Below are 21,379 nucleotides of genomic sequence, written 5' to 3' on the forward strand. Positions count from 1 at the left end.
TTACCTGCACCAGCGCCGATAAATGTCCGGACGGCCCGTCGTCGTCCGCAGCGAGCCGGATCAGGCCGCGTCGCGCGGCCGGCCCGTGGCCCACCGGACCGCGGTCACCAGCAGGACGACCAGCCCGGCCAGGCCGAGCACGAGAGGCACGCCGACCGTGAGCGCGATCGAGCCGAGGAACCCGCCGATGTCGGGCGCCGGCCCGACCTGCACGTCCGGCTGCGCCCCCGGGCTGGTGCAGGTCACGTCCAGCTCGCCCGAGCCGGGGTCGAAGCGCCGGGCCGCGAACCAGTCGCCGTCGCCGTCGGACTTCTCGAAGGTCCCGGTCACCGGCCCCAGCGGGATCTCGCCGCCCGCGGCTGCGCCGTCGCCCGCGCCGTCGCCCGCGCCGTCGCCCGCACCGGTGTCGACGACGTCGCACGAGACCGGCACGCCGGCGGGGAACCACAGCACGCGGTCGCCGTCCGTCCCGGCCACCACCGGGTGGGCGGTGCCGTCGGCGGGGACGGTCGCGTCGGTCTCCATGAAGGACGAAAGCGTCCACACCAGCAGGCCGACACCCGCCGCGACGGCCCCGAGGAGCAGCGCGCCGCCCACCACGAACCACCAGCCGCTCGGCCGGGGACGGCGCAGGTCGGGGCCGACCGGACCCGCCGGCCCGGCGGCGTACGGTGGGAGGGGCGGGGGCGCCGGGGGATTGGTCATGGGGCGACCATGCCCGATTTCGCCGCCCGTGCGCGGGTCTGGCAGACTTCCCCGCTGAGTCCTGCGCGCCCGGACCCTCTCACCCGGGCGCCGCGAGACCCATCCGAGGAGCCCGGCCCGGTCCCCACCTGGTGGCGGTGCACCTCACCACACACGACATCCTGAGGAGACACCACAGCTGTGGCCGTCAAGATCCGTTTGAAGCGCCTGGGCAAGGTCCGGGTGCCGCAGTACCGCATCGTCGTCGTCGACTCGCGCAAGAAGCGCGACGGTCGCGTCCTCGAGGAGATCGGCAAGTACCACCCCAAGGAGGACCCCTCGTACATCGAGGTCGTCTCCGAGCGGGCGCAGTACTGGCTGGGCGTCGGCGCGCAGCCGACCGAGCCCGTCGCGGCGATCCTCAAGGTGACCGGCGACTGGCAGAAGTTCAAGGGTGAGCCGGGCGCCGAAGGCACCCTGCGTCACGCCGAGCCGAAGCGCGACAAGCTCGAGGCCTTCAACGAGGCGCTCAAGGAGGCCCAGAGCGAGCCTCGCGGTGACGCCGTCACCAAGAAGTCCGCCAAGAAGGCCGAGGCCACCGAGACCGCCGCGGCCCCCGAGGCCAACGTGACCCCCGGCGTCGAGACCCCCGAGGGTGCGACGGAGGAGGCCGAGGCCGTCGAGACCGCCGAGACCACGTCGGACGCCGACCCCGAGCGTCCTGACGCGGACAAGCAGGCCTGAGCCCGATGCTGGCCGACGCGCTCGAGCACCTGGTCCGCGGCGTCGTGGACAACCCCGACGACGTCGTCGTCCGGGACAAGCAGCTGCGCCGCGGGTCCGTCCTCGAGGTCCGGGTGCACCCCGACGACCTCGGCAAGGTGATCGGTCGCGGCGGCCGCACGGCCTCGGCGTTCCGCACCGTCGTCTCGGCGCTCGCCGGGCGCGAGGGTGCGCGGATCGACTTCGTCGACGTCGACCGGCGCTGACCGGGTCAACAGTTCTTTTGGACGGGTGTCGCTCCCTGCGGGGAGCGGCACCCGTCCGTCATTCCGGTTGGTAGGACCAGCCGCACACCAGCAACGAGGAGAGCAGTGGAGACGATCGAGCTCGTCGTGGGACGCATCGGGAAGCCGCACGGCCTCCGCGGCGAGGTGACCGTCGACGTGCGCACCGACGAGCCCGAGCGGCGGTACGCCGTGGGCTCGCGGCTGCGCGCCGAGCCGCCGCGGGGCTCCGCGTCGCCGCTGCGGGCGCTGACGGTCGCGAGCTCGCGCTGGCACCAGACCACGCTGCTGGTCGCGTTCGAGGAGATCGGCGACCGCAACGCGGCGGAGGCCGCGCGGGGCATCGTGCTCCACGCGACCGTCCCGGTCGACGAGACCCCCGCCGACCCCGACGAGTACTACGACCACCAGCTGGTCGGCCTGGCGGCGTACGACCTCGAGGGGGCGGAGCTCGGCTCGGTCACCGGCCTGGTCCACGGCGGCGCGCAGGACCTGCTGGCCATCCGCACCCCCGACGGGCGCGACACGCTGGTGCCGTTCGTCAAGGCGCTCGTGCCCGAGGTCGACCTCGAGGGCGGCCGCGTCGTCGTCGCCGACCGGCCCGGCCTCGTGACGCCGCTGCCCGAGGACGCGTGAGCCGGCCGTGCGGCTGGACTACCTGACGATCTTCCCCGACTACCTCGCCCCGCTGCAGCTCTCGCTGCCGGGCAAGGCGGTGGCCTCGGGCCTGCTCGACGTGCACGTGCACGACCTGCGGCAATGGACCCACGACCGGCACCGCACCGTCGACGACACCCCGTACGGCGGCGGCGCCGGCATGGTCCTCAAGCCCGAGCCGTTCGGCGAGGCCTTCGACGAGCTCGGCCTCGAGGGCGCGACCGTCGTGGTGACGACCCCCTCGGGCGAGCCGTTCACCCAGGCGCTCGCGCACGAGCTCGCCACCCGCGAGCGGCTGGTCTTCGCGTGCGGTCGCTACGAGGGCATCGACCAGCGCGTGCTGGACCACGCGCGGACCGTCACCGAGGTGCGCGAGGTCTCGATCGGCGACTACGTGCTCAACGGGGGAGAGGTCGCCGCGCTGGCGATCACCGAGGCGGTCGTGCGGCTGCTGCCGGGCTTCATGGGCAACGCCGCCTCGCTGGTCGAGGAGTCCCACGAGGGCGGCCTGCTCGAGCACCCCGTCTACACCAAGCCGGCCTCCTGGCGCGGCCACGACGTCCCGCCGGTCCTGCTCTCCGGCGACCACGGCGCGATCGCGGCGTGGCGCCACGACCAGGCGGTCCGCCGCACGGCCGAGCGCCGGCCCGACCTGGCCCACCCTTCGCAGGTGCTCGACGGCATCGAGGTGCGGCTGGCGCAGCCGGCCGACGCGGCCGAGCTGTTCGTGCTCCAGCGCGCCAGCTGGGTGAGCGAGCAGCAGGACAACCCCGGGCTGCGGATCCCCGCGCTGCACGAGACCCACGACGAGCTGGTCGACTGGCTGGCGCGGGACCACGTGCTCGTCGCGCGGGCCGGTGGCCGGCTCGTCGGCGCGGTGCGCGGCTCGCTCTCCGACGACGGCACCACGTGGTACGTCGGGCGGCTGATGGTCGCGCCCGACCTCGGTGGCCGGGGGCTCGGCCGGCGGCTCCTCGCGGCGGTCGAGGCCGCGGCGCCGGCCGGCGTGGCGGCGTACGAGCTGTTCACGGGGGCCGGCAGCGCGCGCAACCAGCGGATCTACAAGAAGGCCGGCTACCGGCACGCCGGCGAGCTCGAGCCGGGGGTCGTCCGGATGACCAAACGGGCCGGTCAGCGGATTTCTGGCTGCTGAGGCGGCTGTGGCAGACTGATCCACCGGCCCAGTCGGCCGAAGGACCGCTCCGAGGAACGCACGGGGGGTCTGCGTCGGGCTCCTGCCACAGGGGGAGTCCTGCGCCGCCGGCCACCAGCACTGCGCCACCCGCACCGCTACCCAACGATCACCGCGGCTGACCTGTGGCACTCGCGAGGAGCAGTCATGACCAACAACCTGGTGGCCGAGCTCGGCAACAGCGTCAAGCGCGACGACGTCCCGGCCTTCCGCGCCGGCGACACGATCAAGGTCCACGTCAAGGTCGTCGAGGGCAACCGGTCCCGCGTCCAGATCTTCCAGGGCGTCGTCATCCGCGTCCAGGGCTCCGGCATCGGTCGCACCTTCACCGTCCGGAAGGTCTCCTTCGGCGTCGGCGTCGAGCGCACCTTCCCGCTGAACAGCCCCATCTTCGAGCAGATCGAGATCGTCACCCGCGGTGACGTCCGTCGCGCGAAGCTGTACTACCTGCGCAACCTCCGCGGCAAGGCTGCGAAGATCAAGGAGCGCCGCGAGGCCTGAGTCCCGGCCTGGTCCAGGGCTCGGACACCTCCTCCCTAGACTCTGCGCGTGACCACCGAAGACCGCGACCTCGATCCCGCCGACGACACCGTCGGCACCACGGACGGGTCGCGGTCTTCGTCGTCTCCGGCAGCCGCCGGCGCCGCCGGCACGGACGGGAAGAAGAAGCGCAAGCACCTGCCCGTGTGGCAGGAGACGATCCTGTTGCTCGGCATCGCGTTGGTGCTGGCCGTGGTGATCAAGGCGCTGTTCGTGCAGGCGTTCTACATCCCGTCGGAGTCGATGGAGCCCGGTCTTGTCAAGGACGACCGGATCCTCGTTCAGAAGGTCTCCTACTGGTTCGGGGACGGGCCGGAGCGCGGCGACGTCGTCGTCTTCGAGGACCCGGGCAGCTGGCTCAGCGACTCCGAGCAGGGCGAGCCCACCAACGCGATCACGTCGCTGATGGCGAAGGTCGGCCTCTACCCGACCGGCGGGCACCTGGTGAAGCGCGTCGTGGGCGTCGCCGGCGACACCATCACCTGCTGCGACAAGAAGGGGCGCATCTCGGTCAACGGCAAGCCGCTGAACGAGGAGGCCTACGTCAAGCGGGAGAAGGGCATCGACTGCCGCGGCCCGATGACCGGCAACTGCAGCTGGTCGGCCGGGCCGGTGCCCGACGGGCAGCTGTTCGTCATGGGCGACAACCGCGGCCATTCCGCCGACTCCAGCGCTCACCTCTGCCTGCCCGAGCAGGAGACCGACTGCACGAAGAACCCGTACGTGCCGGTCGACTCCGTCGTCGGCAAGGTCTTCGTGCTGCTCTGGCCCACCGACCGATTCGACTGGGTGGGGCGTCCCGACGCGTTCGCGGACGTGCCCGACCCGTCCTGACCCCCTCGGGAACCCGTGTCCGTCCTCCCACGTGGCTCGACCGTCCGGCGTGACGCCGGGATCTACGGCTACGAGCGCGCCCTGCGCCGCCACGGCATCGAGCCGATCGCCGGTGTCGACGAGGCCGGCCGCGGCGCCTGCGCCGGCCCGCTGGTCGCCGGCGCCTGCATCCTGCCCGCCGGCAAGGCCGGCATCGTCCCCGGCCTCGCCGACAGCAAGCTGCTGACCGAGAAGGCCCGCGAGCGCTGCTACGACCAGGTGGTGCGCCGCGCGGTCGCCTGGTCGGTCGTCGTCGTCCCCCACGACGAGTGCGACCGGCTCGGCATGCACGTCGCCAACGTCGAGGCGCTGCGCCGCGCCGTCGCCCTGCTCGACGTGCCTCCCGCCTACGTGCTCACCGACGGGTTCCCCGTGGACGGCCTCGGCGTGCCCGGGCTCGCGGTCTGGAAGGGGGACCGGGTCGCCGCCTGCATCGCCGCGGCCTCGGTGCTCGCGAAGGTCACCCGCGACCGCATCATGCGCGAGATGGACGCCGACTGGCCGGCGTACGACTTCAAGACGCACAAGGGCTACATCACCGAGACCCACACCGCCGCGCTGCTCGAGCACGGGCCCTCGCCGGTGCACCGGATGCGGTTCGTCAACGTCCGCAGGGCGGCCGGGCTCGAGCCCGCGGTCGGCGTGCACAATGAGGTCGCCGCACCCGTCGAGGTCCTGGAGGACATGTCATGAGCGCCGAGGACCTCGAGAAGTACGAGGCCGAGATGGAGCTGACGCTCTACCGGGAGTACCGCGACGTCGTCGGCATCTTCAAGTACGTCGTCGAGACCGACCGCCGCTTCTACCTCTGCAACCAGGTCGACGTGAAGGCCCGCACCGAGGCCGGCGACGTCTTCTTCGAGGTCTCCATGTCCGACGCCTGGGTCTGGGACATGTACCGCCCGGCCCGCTTCGCCAAGAACGTCAAGGTCCTGACGTTCAAGGACGTGAACGTCGAGGAGCTCCAACCTTCGGACATCGATCCGCCCAAACCGTAGTCCGAACGGGCTATTTCACCCCACAACGCTAAGCATCGGTCCTATGGTCGTCCGCGGGGGACGGACGGTCGTGGGGGCCGTCCTCGACACGTGTTCAGGGGTGGGTTCGTGGCTGGTCGCAGGACGCTCGCGCGCCGTGCCAGCCCCCGTCGTGATAGCGGCGCCGCGGCCGTCGAGGGCGCACTGGTCACTGCGTTCGTCCTTGTGCCGCTGCTGCTGGGGGTCCTCTCCTACGGCTTCTACTTCTGGCAGGCACAGAAGGTGCAGACGATGGACCTCGAGATCCCGCAGAACTCCCTCTCGGGGATCTATTGCTCGGCGGATCAGCTCCTCAACCGCGTCTACGGCCTCCTCGGTCCCAACGTCGGCGCTATCGCCAACAACCTCAGCGTGCCGTCCTCTGCGGTGTCCCTGGTCGGCTCGATCGTCGAGTCCCTCCCTGGAATCGGGGTCGTGGTCAGGCTCTCCCTCGACGTCGACGTCCTCGACGGGCTTCTCGGGGACCTGCCACTGGTCGGAAACGTCGTGAAGGAGCTGACGGTGCGGCTGCAGGACGTCAAGATCGACACGAGCGTCTCGTGCTGACGTGGCTCCGGCCCCCACGTCGCCGCGACGAGGGCGGTGCGATCGCCGTTGTCGTGGCGGTGTCCTGCGTACTTCTCTTCGTCGTCGCTGCGCTGGCAGTCGACGTGGGCAATACCTGGGCTCGGCGCGGCCAGTTGCAAGTCCAAGCGGACAAGGCAGCCCTCTTCGCCGCGGAGTACCTGCCCGTCGACTCGCTGACCTCCACCGCCAAGACAGCCAGCCAGGTGAAGGTAGCCAAGGCCGCGGCGTGGTACCTCGCCTGCAACGGTGTCTCAGGGCAGGCGGACGACATCAACCCAGCGTTCCGCAACCTTCCCGACGTGTGCCCGGCCTCGGTCAGCGCGTCGTCACTCGACACTGCCGCGCGGGCCATGCTCGATGCCGGTCTTGTCCGTTTTCCGACCACAACCCAGGTCACCGTCACCGCCCCCACCGCGAGGATCGAGTACGCGTTTGGCGGGGTGGCCGGCACGTCCGAGTCGGTCCAGACGAAGTCGGCGACAGCCAAGGTGTCCTCACCCGGCGTCGTCATGCCGATGGGAGGATCGCTGGGCTGCATCGCAGGGGCGCTCAACGACACCCAACTCCTCGGCCTCGGCAACGCGCTGTCCAGCATCGTCCCCATCAACTACTTCTCGGCCGGCAATGGTGAGGTCGCTGCGACCGATTCGACCGGGGGAACCTCCGACTCGGTGGCCTGGCCCGCGGTCCCGACCCCGACGAGCCCTGCATCGTTGACCGTGACCTCTGCGACCACGATCGGGACGAACCTCAGCCTGACCTACAGCATCAACACCGGCGTGACCGACCTGGTCGGGAGCCTCTTGTCGAACCTCCTGGGAAACCTGGTCGGCACCGACATCAGTGTGGTCTTCGGACGCGGCAGCGCCATCCATCAGGTGACGGTGCCGTTCAACCTCGCAGGTGCTGCGACCGTCAGCCTGCCTCAACCGGTACGGGACAACCCCGGTGGCTGGTGGGTGAAAGTGATCTCGCCGTTCCCGAGGTACAAGGTCCACTTCTCGTTGCTCGGGCTGCTCGGGTGGGTCGAGTACCAGGGCCGTGCGGACGCGCTCTCCAACAATGCCCGCCTCATCGACGTCCCCACTGGGAGCCTGCTCGACGTCGCCGACCTGGACAACCTGCTGGCCTGTGCCAAGCCGGTCGACAGCCCGCGCTCGGACACCACCGACCGGTCCGAGCGGATGATCAAGAACATCCGGGAGGGCCTCGACCACGCCCTCGCTCCGAATCCGGCCGTCATCACTGCGGCGCAGTCGGTGTCTGCCAGCAGCAGTCTCGGCACGCTCGTCAGCAGGCTCACCACCGATCCGACCGGCCTCCTCCTCGGCTGCGGGGCCACGTCGCCGAACATCATCGACAACACCTCTTCGCCTGCGGTGCGGCCGAACTGCGTGCGCATCGACACCACGCGCAGCTGGGCACGGGAGTTCACCCAGGGCTTCCTGACGCCGGACGGTCGTCTGAGCTGCAGCAAGTCCGACTGCTCCCGCGGATCCTTCACGTTGCCGAGCACCCTCGGCATCTCGGGGAGCTACAACGACGACGAGGTCGCGGACTTCATCACCGGCAGCAACAAGGCGCTCGTCCTCGACGACCTGCTCCTCACCAGTCTCGACACGTATCTGCTGCCCGGGTTGCCGCTGCTGACCCCGACAGGTCGCATCGACGATGACATCTACGGCTCTCCGCGGTTCTTCTGGGCGCCCGTGCTGACCACGCTGTTCACGACCGGGACGAACGCCGCCTACCCCGTGCTCACTTTCCGGCCGACCTTCATCACGCAGGAGCAGCCGTCGGTCACCCCCGGGCAGAACCTGGTCAACCTTCTTGTTGGTGGTGTCATCAAGAACGTCAGGCAGCTGTTGAGCAACGGCATCCGCTTACTCTTGAACGGGACGCGTCTTGACGCGCTGCTCGATCTGCTCGGTCTGGGGGACGCCGTCGACGATCTCCTGGACGACCTCGGCTACGCGGACACGCTGGAGACCCATGGGTTGGTCTTCGACACCGGCACGGACACGGCGGCCGACAGTCGCCTCAAGGCAGTCCGGGTCATGACGCTGGCTCCCGACGCGATGCCCGCCGTGGATGAGGACTACGACGGGCCCTTGTCGGAGTACCTCGGCTCGGGCCCCAAGGTCGTCAGGCTCGTCGAATGACCCGTCCGGGGCGGGCGAAGCGCCTGGAATCTGGGGCGACTGTGGTCGAGTTCGCACTCGTGTTCGGTCTGGTCGTGCTGCCGCTGGTTTTCGGGGTAATCCAGTACGGCTACCACTACTGGTCCCTCGAGACCGCAGCCGCGACAGCGCGAGAGGCAGCGCGTCGCCTGGCGGTGGGAACCGAGTACGTGTGTGTCACGGACGCCGGAGTCCGCCGAGCGATCACATGGGACGAGGAGGTCCGGCGGCAAGCCGGAAATCCTGCGGTCGGTGCGGTGGCCGTCACCCCGAACGGCCGCGGCGCCTACGACCCGACCTTGCAACGTCTCGGCGGGATGGTCACGGTGACTGTCTCGTTCGACAGCCTGCACGTCGGCTTCCTGCCTCTGCCGGGCGGCGGCCGAGTGACCGAGTCGGCCGTGGCGCGCATCCATAACGTGCCGAAAGCACGGCAAGCCGCACCAGCCTGCTGAGCTGACCGCGACGGAGGCTGGTCGGGCGGCCCCGCCCGACCGGTCAGAGTCCCTAGTCACCTCGGGCTATCGAGGCCGAAACCGCGGGTAAAGATCCTTACGCTCCTCTCTCCAGACCATCGGGGGTCGCAGGAGGGAGAACGGCTTGTCCAGCCGTCGGCACAGGGAGCGCCGCGGCAAGGAGGGGGGCGCGGCTGCAGTCGAGTTCGCTCTGCTGCTGCCGCTCTTGCTGCTGCTCGTCTTCGGCATCGTCCAGTACGGCCTGTACTTCTGGACGTTGCAAGGAGGCAGCGACATCGCACGGGACGCCGCACGCTTGTCGGCGGTCGGCACGCCTGACAAGTGCCTGACCTTCCGCAGCGCGGTGCGCGCGCAGGTCGAGTCGCTCAACGGCGCCGGTGAGGTCGCGACGATCACCCGGACGTACGTCGACGCGTCGCCGAACGGGATCAACGTCGGCGACACGGTGCGGGTCCGCGTGGAGTTCCCGGCCGCGGACCTCCAGCTGCCGTTCCTCCCGTTCGTCAACGGAGGTCTGGTGGCGACGACCGCCGAGGCGCGGGTCGAGTACGTGCCAGTCGCCCCGGAGCCGTGCGCGTGAGGCGGCGGGACGAGAGCGGCGCGGTGGCCGTGATCGTCGGCATCCTGGCGGTCGTGCTCTTCGGCGTGGCTGCGCTGGCCGTGGACCTCGGCAACGCGTGGGCCCGGGAAAGGTCCGTGCAGAAGCAGGTCGACGTCAGCGCGCTCAGCGTCGGTCATCTCCTGCCGGCGTCGACGGGCGACCTGCCCGCTGTCGCCGGCGCGACCGCGGCGTACTTCGACAGCAACGCCGCCTCCGGTCAGGCCGACGTCGAGCCCGAACAGCTGACGAACGGTGTCCCGGCCGACGGTGAGGTGCGGCTTCAGGACGAGAACGGCTCGCCCTGCACCACCGACTGCGTGCGGCTCGAGGTCACGGCGCCGGGCGCGCGGGTCGACTTCGGTCTCGCCGGCGTGCTCGGGGAGAGCGGGCTGGACGTGCAGCGGTCGGCCTCGGTCCAGGTGTTCTCGGCGATTCCGCGCGGGGAGAGCGTCCTTCCGTTCTGGCTGCCCAGCGGCTGTGCACTCGGACCGGCGATGCTCGACGTGGCGCCGGGCAACTCAGGGAAGTTCACCGGGGATCCCACCGCTGACGTCGCCCGGACGACGACCAGCACGACACCCACGACCACCACGACACCCACGACACCCACGACACCCACGACACCCACGACACCCACGACACCCACGACGTCGACGACCCAGGCCTCGCCGTACTCGCTGTCCGCGGACGTCCAACAGGGCACGCACACGATCGTCGGGCCTGCGTCACCCAGCACCGCCGGGGTCGGGCAGACGCTGTCGGTCGGCAACCTGCGGCTGACGGGCATCCCCAGCAACGTCGACCGAGCGTCGATCCGGTTCGTGGCCCCGGACGGGACCTCTTGGCACGAGTACGCCGCAACGGACGTCGGAAAGACCGACCCGCTGGTCGTGCCGCCGTTCCCGATCGGGAGCGAGGTGACCGGGACGCCCGGGACGTGGCGAGTGTTCGGCGTGGTGCAGCAGAAGAACGACAAGAAGCTGCCGCAGATCTCGACGAACTCGGTGGAGCTCGTCGTGAACGGCACGGCGCCCGTGCTGCCGCCCGCGGCGGTCGAGCCGGAGCCCGAGCCGGCAACAGACGCAGACATGATCGAGGAGATCGTCCTCGAGCCGACCGCTGCGGTCGGTTGCGTCGGGCAGCAGCGCGGCAACTTCGGGCAGCTCGACAGCCCCCGCAGGGGCGGAGCCGGCACCGCCGACACGCTCGCACTCAACATCGCCGCGGGTCTCGACCACCTGATCGCGCCGTACCCCTTCCCGTATGGGACCTCAGGAGCCAAGGACTGCGGGTCGGGCGCGAACATGCTGCCGGGTGCGCTGCTCGACACCACCTCCCGCGACGGCAACAACTGCATCAAGGGCCTGCCCGGCAACCGGGTGAGCCCCCTCGGGCCCGGCTTCATCACGGGCGTCGCAGGGCTGGACGGACGGATCGCCGCGGCCCGCGGGAGGACGACGTGCCCCGGACGGTCGGACGTGACGCGTGGCGGCGGCACCATCAACGACGACGTCCTCTCGTGCTTCCTTCACGACGGCTACTCGCTCGAGCACATCAGCCGGCCGAGCGGCGTCACCCCGGCCATGCTCGACCCCGCGGTGATCCACTCGCCCCGCTTCGTGTGGGTGCCGGTCGTCGGTGCGGCCGACCGCGTCCAGAAGGGCTTCCAGCCGATCCGGGAGTTCGTGCCCGCCTTCATCACCGACGAGAGCCCGCTGAGCACCCGGACGTCGACGGACGCCACCTCCTCCAACGGCATCGTCCTCAACGGCGGGGGCAAGCAGGTGCAGGGGATCCAGGTCTACGTCTTCAACAAGGACGCCCTCCCGATCGAGGAGTCGGCGCCGACCGTCGCCTACGACCCGGTCGTGGGCATGAAGGTCGTCCGACTCGTGCGCTGACGGCCCACCTGTCGTCCACAACGACGTCCGGGGACGGCCCCGTCCACACACGGTCCCGCGGGGCGGACGTGTCGTCGGCTCGGCCGGGCAGCCTCGGCGCAGGAGGTCGAGGACATGACGACGACAGCAGCGCGGAACCACGCGGTGGGGCAGTACGGCGAGACGCTCGCCGCCCGGCACCTGGTGGCGGAGGGGATGGCCCTCCTGGACCGGAACTGGCGGTGCGAGCAGGGCGAGATCGACCTGGTGCTCAGGGACGGTCGCACCGTGGTCATCTGCGAGGTGAAGACCCGCAGCGGACGGATCGGCGGCACGCCGCACGAGGCCGTGACCGACATCAAGGTGGCCCGGCTGCGCCGGTTGGCGAACCGGTGGCTCGAGGAGCACGGCATCGCCCACCTGGAGTCGCGGGTGGACATGGTGTGCGTGCAGCTGCCGCGACGCGGTGCCGCCGAGGTCGAGCACGTCCGGGGGATCGGCTGATGGCCTTCGCGACCGCGCACACCGTCTCCCTCCAGGGAGCGGTCGGCCACCTGATCGAGGTCCAGGCCGACGTGTCGCCCGGCATCGTCGCGACGGTCGTCGTGGGTCGGCCCGACGTGTCCCTCAACGAGGCACGCGACCGCTGCCGGATGGCGATCGCCAACAGCGACCTCGGCTGGCCGTCGAACAAGCGGGTCACGATCCTGTTGAGTCCCGCGGACCTGCACAAGAGCGGCAGCCACTTCGACCTGGCGATGGCGATGGCCGTCCTGGGCGCGAACGGCAAGGTGCCGAAGGCGGCGCTGGCGGGCTGCCTGTTCGTCGGTGAGCTGACGCTGGCGGGCGGGCTGCGGTCCGTGCCCGGGGTGCTGCCGATGGTGCTGGCCGCGGCGCGACGTGGCATCACCGAGGTCTACGTCCCCGAGCCGCAGGCCGCGGAGGCGTGCATGGTGCCCGGCGTCTCGGTGTACGGCATGCGCTCGCTCGCACAGGTCGCGGCGCAGCTGGCGGGGGAGGAGGTTCCCGATGCCCCGCCCGTGGCCGAGCAGTCGGGCAGCCGGCTGCTCACCTGGCGCGGCGACGACCGGCTGGAGGACACCGACATGGTCGACGTGCTCGGCCTGCCCGACGCGCGCTACGCGCTCGAGGTCGCCGCGGCGGGCGGCCACCACCTCATGCTGACCGGCCCCAAGGGTGCCGGCAAGACGACACTGGCCGAGCGGCTGCCGGGGCTGCTCCCGGACCTGGACGCGGAGGAGTCCCTCGAGCTCACCGCCCTCCACTCACTGGCCGGGGTGCTCGACCCGGCGGCCGGCATGCTCACCCGACCGCCGTTCGCCGCGCCCCATCACGACGCCAGCAAGGCCAGCCTCATCGGCGGCGGCACGGGACGTGTGCGCCCCGGCGAGATCAGCCGGGCGCACCACGGCGTGCTGTTCATGGACGAGTTCCCGCTCTTCCGCACCGACGTCATCGAGGCGCTGCGCCAGCCGCTCGAGAGTGGCGACGTCACCATCGCCCGCGGCGAGGAGTCCGCGACGTTCCCGGCCCGCGGCATCCTCGTGGTCGCCTGCAACCCCTGCCCGTGCGGCGAGTACTCACCGGTCGCCCGCGACAACCGCTGCAGCTGCAGCGAGCGCTCACGCCGGGAGTACCGCAGCCGGATCACCGGCCCGCTGAGCGACCGCATCGACATCACCCGCGAGGTGGTGCCGCTGCAGGCCAACGGGGTCGGCACGAGCCCACCCGAGCCGACGGCGGTCATCCGCGCCCGGGTCACGGCCGTGCGTCGACGGCAGGCGGAGCGGTACGCCGGGTGCGGCTGGCGCCTGAACGGCCACGTGCCGGGCCCCGCCCTTCGCGAGCTGTGGCCGCTCAGCGCGAGCGCCCAACGGCTGCTCGACGACAAGATCGGCAAGGGCCTGCTCACCCGTCGGGGTGCCGTGCGTGTGCACCGGCTCGCCTGGACCGTGGCCGACCTGGCCGGCGCCTCCGGACCGGGCGAGGTCGAGCTGTGCACCGCGCTCCGGCTGCGGACGGCCGAGCCGCTCATGCTGGCCGACCTCGAGCGGAGGGCCGGATGACGGGCCGGACGACGGGTGGCGCGAGCGACGCGGACCGGCTCGCGCGGGTCGCCCTCTCGAGGCTGGGAGAGCCCGGTGATCCGCGGTTCGCCGTGCACACCGCCCAGATGGGGGCATCGGCGTTCCACGACGCGCTCCTCCACGAGCGCGACCCGGGCAGCGGGGTGGTGACCGACGTGGCCACCCGGCTGGCGTCGATGGAGCCCGAGCGGGACCTCGAGCTGGCGGCCCGGATGGGCATCCGGTTCGTCGTCCCCGGCGACCCGGAGTGGCCCCGCCAGGTCGACGACCTGTCCGCGGCCGGCGAGGTGCAGCGGAGGGGTGGCCCACCCCTCGGCCTGTGGGCCAGGGGTCCGCTGCGCCTGGACCGGCTGCTGGGCTCGGTTGCCGTCGTCGGATCGCGCTCAGCGACGACCTACGGGTCTGACGTGGCAGCCACGATCGGCGCGGGCGTCGCGCAGGCGGGGTTCCCGGTCGTCTCGGGTGCGGCGTTCGGGATCGACCAGGCCGCCCACCGCGGTGCGCTCGCCGTCGACGGCCCGACGGTCGCGGTCCTGGCCTGCGGCGTCGACCGTGCCTATCCGGCCGCCCACCGCAGCCTGCTCGAGCACCTCGCCGGGCACGGGCTCGTGGTCTCCGAGCTGCCGCCGGGCTCGGCGCCGACCAGGCTCCGCTTCCTCGCCCGCAACCGGCTCATCGCCGCACTGACCCGCGGCACGGTGGTCGTCGAGGCGGCGGTGCGCAGCGGGGCCCTCAGCACGGCCAACTGGGCGGGGCGGCTCAACCGCGCCGTCATGGGCGTCCCCGGACCGGTCACCAGTGCGCCGTCGCAGGGCGTGCACGAGCTGCTCCGACTCGGTGCGGGGACGCTGGTCACCTCGGCCGAGGACGTCCTCGAGATGGTCGGGGTGTCGGGTGCGCACCTGGTGGAGGAGCCCCGCGGACCGGAACGCCAGCGCGATCGCCTGTCGCTGCGGCACCAGCAGGTGCTGGACGCCGTCCCCGTCGCGCGAGCGGCGCACGTGGACTCCATCTCGCGGACCGCCGGGCTCCCCATCTCCGACACCGGGAACGCCCTCATCCGGCTGCGCGAGGTCGGGCTGGTCGTGGCGGACAGGGACGGGTGGCGGCTCGCCGCGCTCGCTCACCGATGAGCCCGGTCACCCTTCCTAGACTCCTGGATCGTGGGAGCCGGGGCGGACGAGCGTGCGGACCTCCCCGAGCCGATGGCCCGGGTGCTGGCCGACTACGAGCGACACCTGGTCTCCGAACGTGACCTGACCCCCCACACGGTCCGCGCCTACACCACCGACGTCGCGGGACTGCTGGAGCACGCAGCGCGGCTCGGACACACCGAGGTGGCCGAGCTCGACCTGCGGACCCTGCGCAGCTGGCTGGCCAAGCAGCAGACGCTCGGTCGGTCGCGCACGACCGTCGCGCGCCGGGCCACGGCTGCGCGGGTCTTCACCGGCTGGCTGCTGCGCACCGGCCGCGCCTCGACCGACGCCGGCGCGAGCCTCGGTTCGCCGCGCGCCCACAAGTCACTCCCGCCCGTGCTGCGCGCGGACGAGGCGGCCGACCTCGTCCGGGCCGCGGCCGCGCTCGCCGACGACGGCAGCCCCGTCGGCCTCCGGGACGTCGCGATGCTCGAGCTCCTCTACGCCACCGGCATCCGGGTCGGCGAGCTCGTCGGGCTGGACGTCGACGACGTCGACCGCGAGCGCAACGTCGTCCGCGTGCTCGGCAAGGGGCGGAAGGAACGCACGGTGCCGTTCGGCCGACCGGCCGCCCGTGCCCTCGACTTCTGGACCAAGCACGGCCGCCCGCAGCTCGCGGTGGACGGTTCGGGGCCCGCCCTGTTCCTGGGCGTCCGGGGCGGACGCATCGACCAGCGTGCCGTCCGGACCCTCGTGCACCGGCGGATCGCGGAGGTCCCCGGCGCGCCCGACATCGGTCCGCACGGCCTGCGGCACACCGCCGCGACGCACCTGCTCGAAGGCGGTGCCGACCTGCGCTCGGTGCAGGAGATCCTCGGCCACGCGTCCCTCGCGACGACCCAGCTCTACACCCACGTCACCACCGACCGGCTGCGTCGGGCCTACCAGCAGGCGCACCCCCGGGCCTGATCTCCACAGGCCGGCGGAGGCTGCTGAGGTAGTCCGTGACGTTCGGCAGGCGGATCCGCCCGTTTCACCTGCGGAACGTCACGGACTATCCGGCTCGGCGACGGAGAGCCCAGCAACCGTCCACAGGGGGAAGGACGCGGGCGGACGAAGGTCAGCGCAGACCGGCGGGGACGCCGGCGACGGGCGGGCGCCAGGCGGCGTACGGGTGGGGGAGCGGGACGGCGTACGGCGCGGCCCGGCCGCCGGCAGCGGGCTCGTCGCGCCAGAGCGGGAGGAGCCGGACCGGCCCGGCGCCGACGAGGTCGAGGGGGTCGAGGTAGGTCTCGCCCTCGATCCACCCCCAGTGCAGGCAGGTGCGGGGGAAGCAGTGCGAGCCGGCCCGCTCCAGCGAGCCGACGACGTCGCCGGCGGCCACGGGGGTGCCGACGGGCACGCTCCCCGCGACCGGCTCGTACGTCGTGCGGGTGGCGCCGTGCGAGACGACGACGACCCCGCGCCCGGCGAGCGTCCCGGACCAGGTCACCTGGCCGGCGAGGGCGGCCCGCACCGCCTGCCCGGGCGACCCGAGCAGGTCGACGCCGCGGTGGCCGGCGCCGTAGGGGGTGTCGGGCGGGTCGAAGTGTTCGACCACGGCCGGCTCCGGGCGCAGCGGCCACTCGCCGACCGGGTCGGTGTCGAGGGGAGCGCCGGACGGGACCACGGGCGGCACCACGGAGACCAGGAGAGCGAGCGTCGCGAGCTGCATGGACCCACCGTCCGTCCCGGGCGGACCCGGCCGCGACCGCCGAGGGCGGGCCTGGGGACGACGGCGCGCGGAGGGCGCCTGGGGACGGTTCCCGGCGATTGGCGGCCGACCCCGCGGACGCCGTAGGCTGGCAGGGCAGTCCGCACGTCACCACGCGTACTGACTTCGCACGTCGGCAGACCGCGGCGGCCCTCCTCTCCAGGGGAGCCGACCAACCCGCGGGCGACGACCCTCGGTCCCAGCGAGAGCCGGGTCGGGTCGCGCGCCGGCGTCAGGGCGACCGGCACCCGTCGGCTCGCGGCAACTGAAAACGACCGGAGCGCGTCACCGGTCCGCCCTCGTTCGCAAGGGTGGGCACACGGCGGCGGCTCCACCACACAGGAGAAACACATCATGGCAGTCGTGACCATGCGCCAGCTCCTCGAGAGCGGCGTTCACTTCGGGCACCAGACCCGTCGCTGGAACCCGAAGATGAAGCGCTTCATCATGACCGAGCGCAACGGCATCTACATCATCGACCTGCAGCAGTCGCTGGCCTACATCGACCGCTCCTACGCCTTCATCAAGGAGACGGTGGCCAAGGGCGGGACGATCATGTTCGTCGGCACCAAGAAGCAGGCGCAGGAGGCGATCGCCGAGCAGGCGACCCGCGTCGGCATGCCCTACGTCAACCAGCGCTGGCTGGGCGGCATGCTCACCAACTTCCAGACCGTGCACCAGCGGATCAACCGTCTGAAGGAGCTCGACGAGCTCGACTTCGACAACGTCGCCGCCTCGGGCCGCACCAAGAAGGAGCTCCTCCAGATGCGTCGCGAGCGCGACAAGCTGGAGAAGACCCTCGGCGGCATCCGCGAGATGGGTCGCACCCCGTCCGCCGTCTGGATCGTCGACACCAAGAAGGAGCACCTTGCCGTCGAGGAGGCTCGCAAGCTCCGGATCCCGATCATCGGCATCCTGGACACCAACTGCGACCCCGACGAGGTCGACTTCCCGATCCCGGGCAACGACGACGCGATCCGCGCCGTCGGCCTGCTGACCCGCGTGGTCGCCGACGCCGTCGCCGAGGGCCTCATCGCCCGCTCCGGTGGCAAGGCCGCTGCCGAGGGCACGACCGCTGCCGCCGAGCCGCTGGCCGAGTGGGAGCGCGAGCTCCTGGGTGGCGAGGCCGAGCAGGCCGCCGTCGAGGCGACCGGTGGCGACGCCGCCGCGACCGAGGCCCCGGCCTCCGAGGCGACCGGCGCGTCGTCCGAGGGCGCTGCCTCCGACGAGGCCGCTGCCGCTGCGACCGACGAGCCCGCCGCCGAGCAGGCTGCTGAGCCCGCCGCCGAGCAGGCCGAGCCGGCCGCCGAGCAGCCCCAGGCCTGACCCTTTCCGCTGACCGCGGCGGGGGGGGGGGGGGGGGGGGGGCGGGGCGGGCGCCGCCCCGCGCCCCCCCCCCCCCCCCCCCCCCCCCCCCGCGGCGGTGGTACGGCGGGTGCGAGCCCGCCCCCAGTCTCCTCCGATTCCTGCGACCCAGACGGGACAACACCATGGCGAACATCTCCGCCGCCGACGTGAAGAAGCTCCGCGAGCTCACCAGCGCCGGCATGATGGACTGCAAGAAGGCCCTGACCGAGGCCGACGGCGACTTCGACAAGGCCGTCGAGATCCTCCGCGTCAAGGGTGCCGCGAAGGCCGAGGCCCGCGGCGCCGAGCGCGAGGCCACCGCCGGCCTCGTCGCCACCTCCGGCGGCGCGCTCGTCGAGCTGCGCTGCGAGACCGACTTCGTGGCCAAGGGTGACGAGTTCGTCGCCACCGCCCAGAAGATCGCCGACGCGGCCGCCGAGGCCAAGGCCGGCGACGCGGAGGCCCTCAAGGCCGTCCAGCTGGGCGACAAGACCGTCGGCGACGTCGTCGGCGACCTCGCCATCTCCATCGGCGAGAAGATCGAGCTGGGCGACGTCGCCTACTTCGAGGGCCCGACGGTCGTCTACATGCACAAGCGTGCCGCCGACCTGCCGCCCGCCGTCGGCGTGCTCGTCGAGTACGACGGTGACGAGGAGGCCGCCCGCGGCGCCGCGATGCAGATCGCCGCGATGCGCCCGCAGTACCTCAACCGCGACGAGGTCCCCGCCGACGTCGTCGAGCACGAGCGCTCCATCGCCGAGCAGAAGTCGCGCGAGGAGGGCAAGCCCGAGCAGGCGATCGCCAAGATCACCGAGGGCCGCCTCAACGGCTTCTTCAAGGAGGTCGTCCTCCTCGAGCAGGCCTCGGTGACCGAGAACAAGAAGTCGGTCAAGACCGTCCTCGACGAGGCCGGCACCACCCTGAAGCGGTTCGCCCGTTTCGAGGTCGGCGCCTGAGGCACTAAGGTCTGGCCAGACATCACGAGGAGGCCGGTTCGATGGAGCAGACACTGTCCATCGGACCGGCCTTCGTCGTGTCCACCGAGGAGAGGAGAGCCGGGTGACCGCGTACAAGCGCGTCCTGCTCAAGCTGTCGGGCGAGGTCTTCGGTGGCGGCGAGGTCGGGGTCGACCCCGACGTCGTGCAGAAGGTGGCCCGCGAGATCGCCGCCGTCGCACGCGCCGGCATCCAGGTCGCGATCGTCACCGGTGGCGGCAACTTCTTCCGCGGCGCCGAGCTGCAGCAGCGCGGGATGGACCGCGCGCGCGCCGACTACATGGGGATGCTCGGCATCGTCATGAACTGCCTGGCCCTCCAGGACTTCCTGGAGAAGGAGGGCATCGAGACCCGCGTGCAGACCGCCATCACGATGGGCCAGGTCGCCGAGCCCTACATCCCGCGCCGGGCCATCCGGCACATGGAGAAGGGCCGCGTCGTCATCTTCGGCGCCGGCATGGGCATGCCGTTCTTCTCCACCGACACCGTCGCGGTCCAGCGCGCGCTGGAGAGCAAGTGCGACGTCGTGCTCGTCGCCAAGAACGGCGTGGACGGCGTCTACAGCGCCGACCCGCGGATCGACCCCACCGCGACGAAGTACGACGACCTCACCTACGACGAGGCGATCAGCCAGGGCCTGCGGATCATGGACCAGACGGCGTTCGCGCTCTGCGGGGAGAACAAGCTGCCGATGGTCGTGTTCGGCATGGAGCCCGAGGGCAACATCCTGCGTGTCGTGCAGGGTGAGAGGATCGGGACGTTGGTCAGCGCCGGCTGAGGCGCCGACCACCCAGGTCCAGCAGCACCCCGCACGCACCCAGCACGCGCAGCGACGAGACGACGAGAACCCACAGGAGCACCGGTGATCAACGACATCCTCAACGAGGCCGACAGCAAGATGAGCAAGTCGGTCGAGGCGACGCGCGAGGAGTTCGCCGCGATCCGTGCGGGCCGCGCCCACCCGAACATGTTCGCCAAGATCATGGTCGACTACTACGGCTCGCCGACCCCGATCCAGCAGCTCGCGTCGTTCACCGCTCCTGAGGCCCGCACGATCCTCGTCGCGCCCTTCGACCAGGGCGCGATGAAGAACATCGAGCGGGCCATCCGCGACTCCGACCTCGGCGTCAACCCCGCCGACGACGGCAAGGTCATCCGCTGCGTGTTCCCCGAGCTGACCGAGGAGCGCCGCAAGGAGTACATCAAGGTCGCGCGCGGCAAGGCCGAAGACGGCCGCGTCGCCGTCCGCAACCTGCGCCGCACCGCCAAGCAGAACCTCGAGAAGCTCGAGAAGGACGGCGAGGTCGGCAAGGACGACGTCACCGGCGCCGAGAAGCGGCTCGACGGCATCACCAAGAAGCACACCGACGCCATCGACGAGATGCTGAAGAACAAGGAGTCCGAGCTCCTCGAGGTCTGAGGGCGCCGGGGACTGATGACCGACACCCCCACGCCGGCTCCGCCGGCCAAGGACCACGGGCGCGCCGGGCGGGACCTGCGCGCCGCGTTCGCATCGGCGATCGTGCTGCTCGGCGCCGTCGCCGCGTCGCTCTTCTTCTGGAAGACGGCGTTCATGGTGATCGTCGCCGTGGCCGTCGTCGTGGCGGTCTGGGAGCTGCGCAAGGGCTTCTCCGCCAAGGGCATCGACCTGCCCGAGCAGCCGTTGATGGTCGGCGGCGTCGTGATGGTCGTCGTCGCCTACTTCTACGGAGCCCCGGCCCTCGTCACCGCCACCGCCGTCTCGGCGCTGGCGACGATGCTGTGGCTGCTGCGCCGCGGGATCGACGGCTACGTGCAGAACGCCACGGCCTCGGTGTTCACGCTCGTCTACGTCCCGTTCCTCGGCTCGTTCGTCGCGCTGCTCCTCGCCGAGGGAGGCACCGGCCTCGGCTCCGACTCCGGCGGCGCCGGCCTCGACGACCCCGGCGTGCAGGGGATCATCACCTTCATCCTGGTGACCATCGCCTCCGACATCGGGGGGTACGTCGCCGGCGTGCTGTTCGGCAAGCACCCGATGGCCCCGGTCATCTCGCCGAAGAAGTCCTGGGAGGGCTTCGCCGGCTCGCTCGTCTTCACCGTGGCGGCCGGATGGGCGCTGGTCACCTACCTGCTCGACGGCGACTGGTGGGTCGGCATCGCCCTCGGGATCATCGCCGTGGTCATGGCGACCCTGGGCGACCTGTGCGAGTCGGTCATCAAGCGCGACCTCGGCATCAAGGACATGAGCCAGGTCATCCCCGGCCACGGCGGCCTGATGGACCGCCTGGACTCGCTGCTCGCCACCGTCGCCCCGATCTGGCTGCTGCTGCACTACGCAGTCTTCTAGGGCAGTCATCCAGGACTGTC

Annotated in this window: 24 protein-coding genes; 22 read left to right on the plus strand and 2 right to left on the minus strand. The window is 71.6% G+C overall.

Annotated features, from left to right (window positions below):
* Window positions 1-60: 60 nt before the first annotated feature.
* Window positions 61-705 carry a hypothetical protein gene (locus QWY29_RS04530; protein ID WP_300959468.1) on the minus strand — a complete coding sequence of 215 codons (645 nt, stop codon included), beginning with the start codon at window positions 703-705 and terminating at the stop codon, window positions 61-63.
* Between the two features lie 180 nt (window positions 706-885).
* Between QWY29_RS04530 and rpsP the strand changes: the two genes are divergently transcribed.
* The 17 genes from rpsP (at window position 886) to QWY29_RS04615 (ending at window position 15,907) form a co-directional block, all read left to right on the plus strand.
* Window positions 886-1,428 (plus strand): 30S ribosomal protein S16, encoded by a 543-nt coding sequence (rpsP, locus tag QWY29_RS04535; RefSeq protein WP_300959469.1) that lies wholly within the window; start codon window positions 886-888, stop codon window positions 1,426-1,428.
* Between the two features lie 5 nt (window positions 1,429-1,433).
* Window positions 1,434-1,673, plus strand: coding sequence for an RNA-binding protein (locus QWY29_RS04540; RefSeq protein WP_166190033.1), 240 nt, complete (start codon window positions 1,434-1,436; stop codon window positions 1,671-1,673).
* 105 nt (window positions 1,674-1,778) lie between these two features.
* Entirely contained in the window at window positions 1,779-2,327 is a 549-nt protein-coding gene (gene rimM / locus QWY29_RS04545; RefSeq protein WP_300959471.1) for a ribosome maturation factor RimM, read from the plus strand.
* 7 nt (window positions 2,328-2,334) lie between these two features.
* Window positions 2,335-3,501, plus strand: coding sequence for a tRNA (guanosine(37)-N1)-methyltransferase TrmD (gene trmD / locus QWY29_RS04550; RefSeq protein ID WP_300959472.1), 1,167 nt, complete (start codon window positions 2,335-2,337; stop codon window positions 3,499-3,501).
* 186 nt (window positions 3,502-3,687) lie between these two features.
* Window positions 3,688-4,041, plus strand: a complete 354-nt coding sequence (gene rplS / locus QWY29_RS04555) for a 50S ribosomal protein L19 (RefSeq protein ID WP_300959473.1) — start codon at window positions 3,688-3,690, stop codon at window positions 4,039-4,041.
* 48 nt (window positions 4,042-4,089) lie between these two features.
* A complete protein-coding gene (lepB, locus tag QWY29_RS04560) occupies window positions 4,090-4,914 on the plus strand; it encodes a signal peptidase I (protein WP_300959474.1) in 825 nt (274 codons plus the stop codon).
* A 15-nt stretch (window positions 4,915-4,929) separates the two neighbouring features.
* Window positions 4,930-5,646 carry a ribonuclease HII gene (locus tag QWY29_RS04565; protein WP_300959476.1) on the plus strand — a complete coding sequence of 239 codons (717 nt, stop codon included), beginning with the start codon at window positions 4,930-4,932 and terminating at the stop codon, window positions 5,644-5,646.
* On the plus strand, window positions 5,643-5,951 hold the full coding sequence (locus QWY29_RS04570) for a DUF2469 domain-containing protein (protein ID WP_154612081.1): 309 nt from the start codon (window positions 5,643-5,645) through the stop codon (window positions 5,949-5,951). The genes QWY29_RS04565 and QWY29_RS04570 overlap by 4 nt, the downstream gene beginning before the upstream one ends.
* Window positions 5,952-6,059: 108 nt before the next feature.
* On the plus strand, window positions 6,060-6,536 hold the full coding sequence (locus QWY29_RS04575) for a TadE/TadG family type IV pilus assembly protein (RefSeq protein WP_300959478.1): 477 nt from the start codon (window positions 6,060-6,062) through the stop codon (window positions 6,534-6,536).
* Window positions 6,530-8,719, plus strand: coding sequence for a TadE/TadG family type IV pilus assembly protein (locus QWY29_RS04580; protein WP_300959479.1), 2,190 nt, complete (start codon window positions 6,530-6,532; stop codon window positions 8,717-8,719). Before QWY29_RS04575 ends, QWY29_RS04580 begins: the two co-directional genes overlap by 7 nt.
* Window positions 8,716-9,192 carry a TadE/TadG family type IV pilus assembly protein gene (locus tag QWY29_RS04585; protein ID WP_300959480.1) on the plus strand — a complete coding sequence of 159 codons (477 nt, stop codon included), beginning with the start codon at window positions 8,716-8,718 and terminating at the stop codon, window positions 9,190-9,192. Before QWY29_RS04580 ends, QWY29_RS04585 begins: the two co-directional genes overlap by 4 nt.
* A 145-nt stretch (window positions 9,193-9,337) precedes the next feature.
* Window positions 9,338-9,793, plus strand: coding sequence for a TadE/TadG family type IV pilus assembly protein (locus tag QWY29_RS04590; protein WP_300959481.1), 456 nt, complete (start codon window positions 9,338-9,340; stop codon window positions 9,791-9,793).
* A complete protein-coding gene (locus QWY29_RS04595; RefSeq protein WP_300959482.1) occupies window positions 9,790-11,715 on the plus strand; it encodes a TadE/TadG family type IV pilus assembly protein in 1,926 nt (641 codons plus the stop codon). The genes QWY29_RS04590 and QWY29_RS04595 overlap by 4 nt, the downstream gene beginning before the upstream one ends.
* Window positions 11,716-11,829: 114 nt before the next feature.
* Window positions 11,830-12,198 carry a YraN family protein gene (locus tag QWY29_RS04600; protein WP_166190051.1) on the plus strand — a complete coding sequence of 123 codons (369 nt, stop codon included), beginning with the start codon at window positions 11,830-11,832 and terminating at the stop codon, window positions 12,196-12,198.
* A complete protein-coding gene (locus QWY29_RS04605; protein ID WP_300959483.1) occupies window positions 12,198-13,781 on the plus strand; it encodes a YifB family Mg chelatase-like AAA ATPase in 1,584 nt (527 codons plus the stop codon). The genes QWY29_RS04600 and QWY29_RS04605 overlap by 1 nt, the downstream gene beginning before the upstream one ends.
* Window positions 13,778-14,935 carry a DNA-processing protein DprA gene (dprA, locus tag QWY29_RS04610; RefSeq protein ID WP_300959484.1) on the plus strand — a complete coding sequence of 386 codons (1,158 nt, stop codon included), beginning with the start codon at window positions 13,778-13,780 and terminating at the stop codon, window positions 14,933-14,935. Before QWY29_RS04605 ends, dprA begins: the two co-directional genes overlap by 4 nt.
* 72 nt (window positions 14,936-15,007) lie before the next feature.
* Window positions 15,008-15,907: a tyrosine recombinase XerC gene (locus QWY29_RS04615; protein ID WP_300959606.1), complete on the plus strand. Its 900-nt coding sequence runs from the start codon at window positions 15,008-15,010 to the stop codon at window positions 15,905-15,907.
* Window positions 15,908-16,058: 151 nt separating this feature from the next.
* On the opposite strand, the gene QWY29_RS04620 is transcribed toward QWY29_RS04615, so the two are convergent.
* Complete coding sequence (locus QWY29_RS04620) at window positions 16,059-16,652, minus strand: M23 family metallopeptidase (protein WP_300959485.1); 594 nt, start codon at window positions 16,650-16,652, stop codon at window positions 16,059-16,061.
* Window positions 16,653-17,045: 393 nt separating this feature from the next.
* On the opposite strand from QWY29_RS04620, the gene rpsB reads away from it, so the two are divergent.
* The 5 genes from rpsB to QWY29_RS04645 all read left to right on the plus strand — a co-directional run bounded on the left by rpsB (window position 17,046) and on the right by QWY29_RS04645 (window position 21,359).
* Window positions 17,046-18,017 carry a 30S ribosomal protein S2 gene (gene rpsB / locus QWY29_RS04625; RefSeq protein ID WP_300959486.1) on the plus strand — a complete coding sequence of 324 codons (972 nt, stop codon included), beginning with the start codon at window positions 17,046-17,048 and terminating at the stop codon, window positions 18,015-18,017.
* Between the two features lie 164 nt (window positions 18,018-18,181).
* Window positions 18,182-18,994, plus strand: coding sequence for a translation elongation factor Ts (gene tsf / locus QWY29_RS04630; protein WP_300959487.1), 813 nt, complete (start codon window positions 18,182-18,184; stop codon window positions 18,992-18,994).
* A gap of 103 nt (window positions 18,995-19,097) precedes the next feature.
* Window positions 19,098-19,811, plus strand: a complete 714-nt coding sequence (pyrH, locus tag QWY29_RS04635) for a UMP kinase (RefSeq protein WP_300959488.1) — start codon at window positions 19,098-19,100, stop codon at window positions 19,809-19,811.
* A gap of 87 nt (window positions 19,812-19,898) precedes the next feature.
* Entirely contained in the window at window positions 19,899-20,453 is a 555-nt protein-coding gene (frr, locus tag QWY29_RS04640; RefSeq protein WP_300959607.1) for a ribosome recycling factor, read from the plus strand.
* Between the two features lie 15 nt (window positions 20,454-20,468).
* Window positions 20,469-21,359, plus strand: a complete 891-nt coding sequence (locus tag QWY29_RS04645; protein WP_300959489.1) for a phosphatidate cytidylyltransferase — start codon at window positions 20,469-20,471, stop codon at window positions 21,357-21,359.
* Window positions 21,360-21,379: the final 20 nt, after the last annotated feature.

The organism is Nocardioides abyssi (assembly GCF_030412915.1).
GTDB classification, from domain to species: Bacteria; Actinomycetota; Actinomycetes; order Propionibacteriales; family Nocardioidaceae; genus Nocardioides; species Nocardioides abyssi.

Coding starts and splice junctions, on each gene's coding strand:
- QWY29_RS04585 (WP_300959480.1), top strand. CDS start 8,716: ATGACCCGTCCGGGGCGGGCGAAGCGCCTGGAATCTGGGGCGACTGTG.
- QWY29_RS04570 (WP_154612081.1), top strand. CDS start 5,643: ATGAGCGCCGAGGACCTCGAGAAGTACGAGGCCGAGATGGAGCTGACG.
- QWY29_RS04615 (WP_300959606.1), top strand. CDS start 15,008: ATGGCCCGGGTGCTGGCCGACTACGAGCGACACCTGGTCTCCGAACGT.
- rplS (WP_300959473.1), top strand. CDS start 3,688: ATGACCAACAACCTGGTGGCCGAGCTCGGCAACAGCGTCAAGCGCGAC.
- rpsB (WP_300959486.1), top strand. CDS start 17,046: ATGGCAGTCGTGACCATGCGCCAGCTCCTCGAGAGCGGCGTTCACTTC.
- tsf (WP_300959487.1), top strand. CDS start 18,182: ATGGCGAACATCTCCGCCGCCGACGTGAAGAAGCTCCGCGAGCTCACC.
- QWY29_RS04620 (WP_300959485.1), bottom strand. CDS start 16,652: ATGCAGCTCGCGACGCTCGCTCTCCTGGTCTCCGTGGTGCCGCCCGTG.
- QWY29_RS04530 (WP_300959468.1), bottom strand. CDS start 705: ATGACCAATCCCCCGGCGCCCCCGCCCCTCCCACCGTACGCCGCCGGG.
- dprA (WP_300959484.1), top strand. CDS start 13,778: ATGACGGGCCGGACGACGGGTGGCGCGAGCGACGCGGACCGGCTCGCG.
- QWY29_RS04645 (WP_300959489.1), top strand. CDS start 20,469: ATGACCGACACCCCCACGCCGGCTCCGCCGGCCAAGGACCACGGGCGC.
- QWY29_RS04540 (WP_166190033.1), top strand. CDS start 1,434: ATGCTGGCCGACGCGCTCGAGCACCTGGTCCGCGGCGTCGTGGACAAC.
- QWY29_RS04605 (WP_300959483.1), top strand. CDS start 12,198: ATGGCCTTCGCGACCGCGCACACCGTCTCCCTCCAGGGAGCGGTCGGC.
- QWY29_RS04600 (WP_166190051.1), top strand. CDS start 11,830: ATGACGACGACAGCAGCGCGGAACCACGCGGTGGGGCAGTACGGCGAG.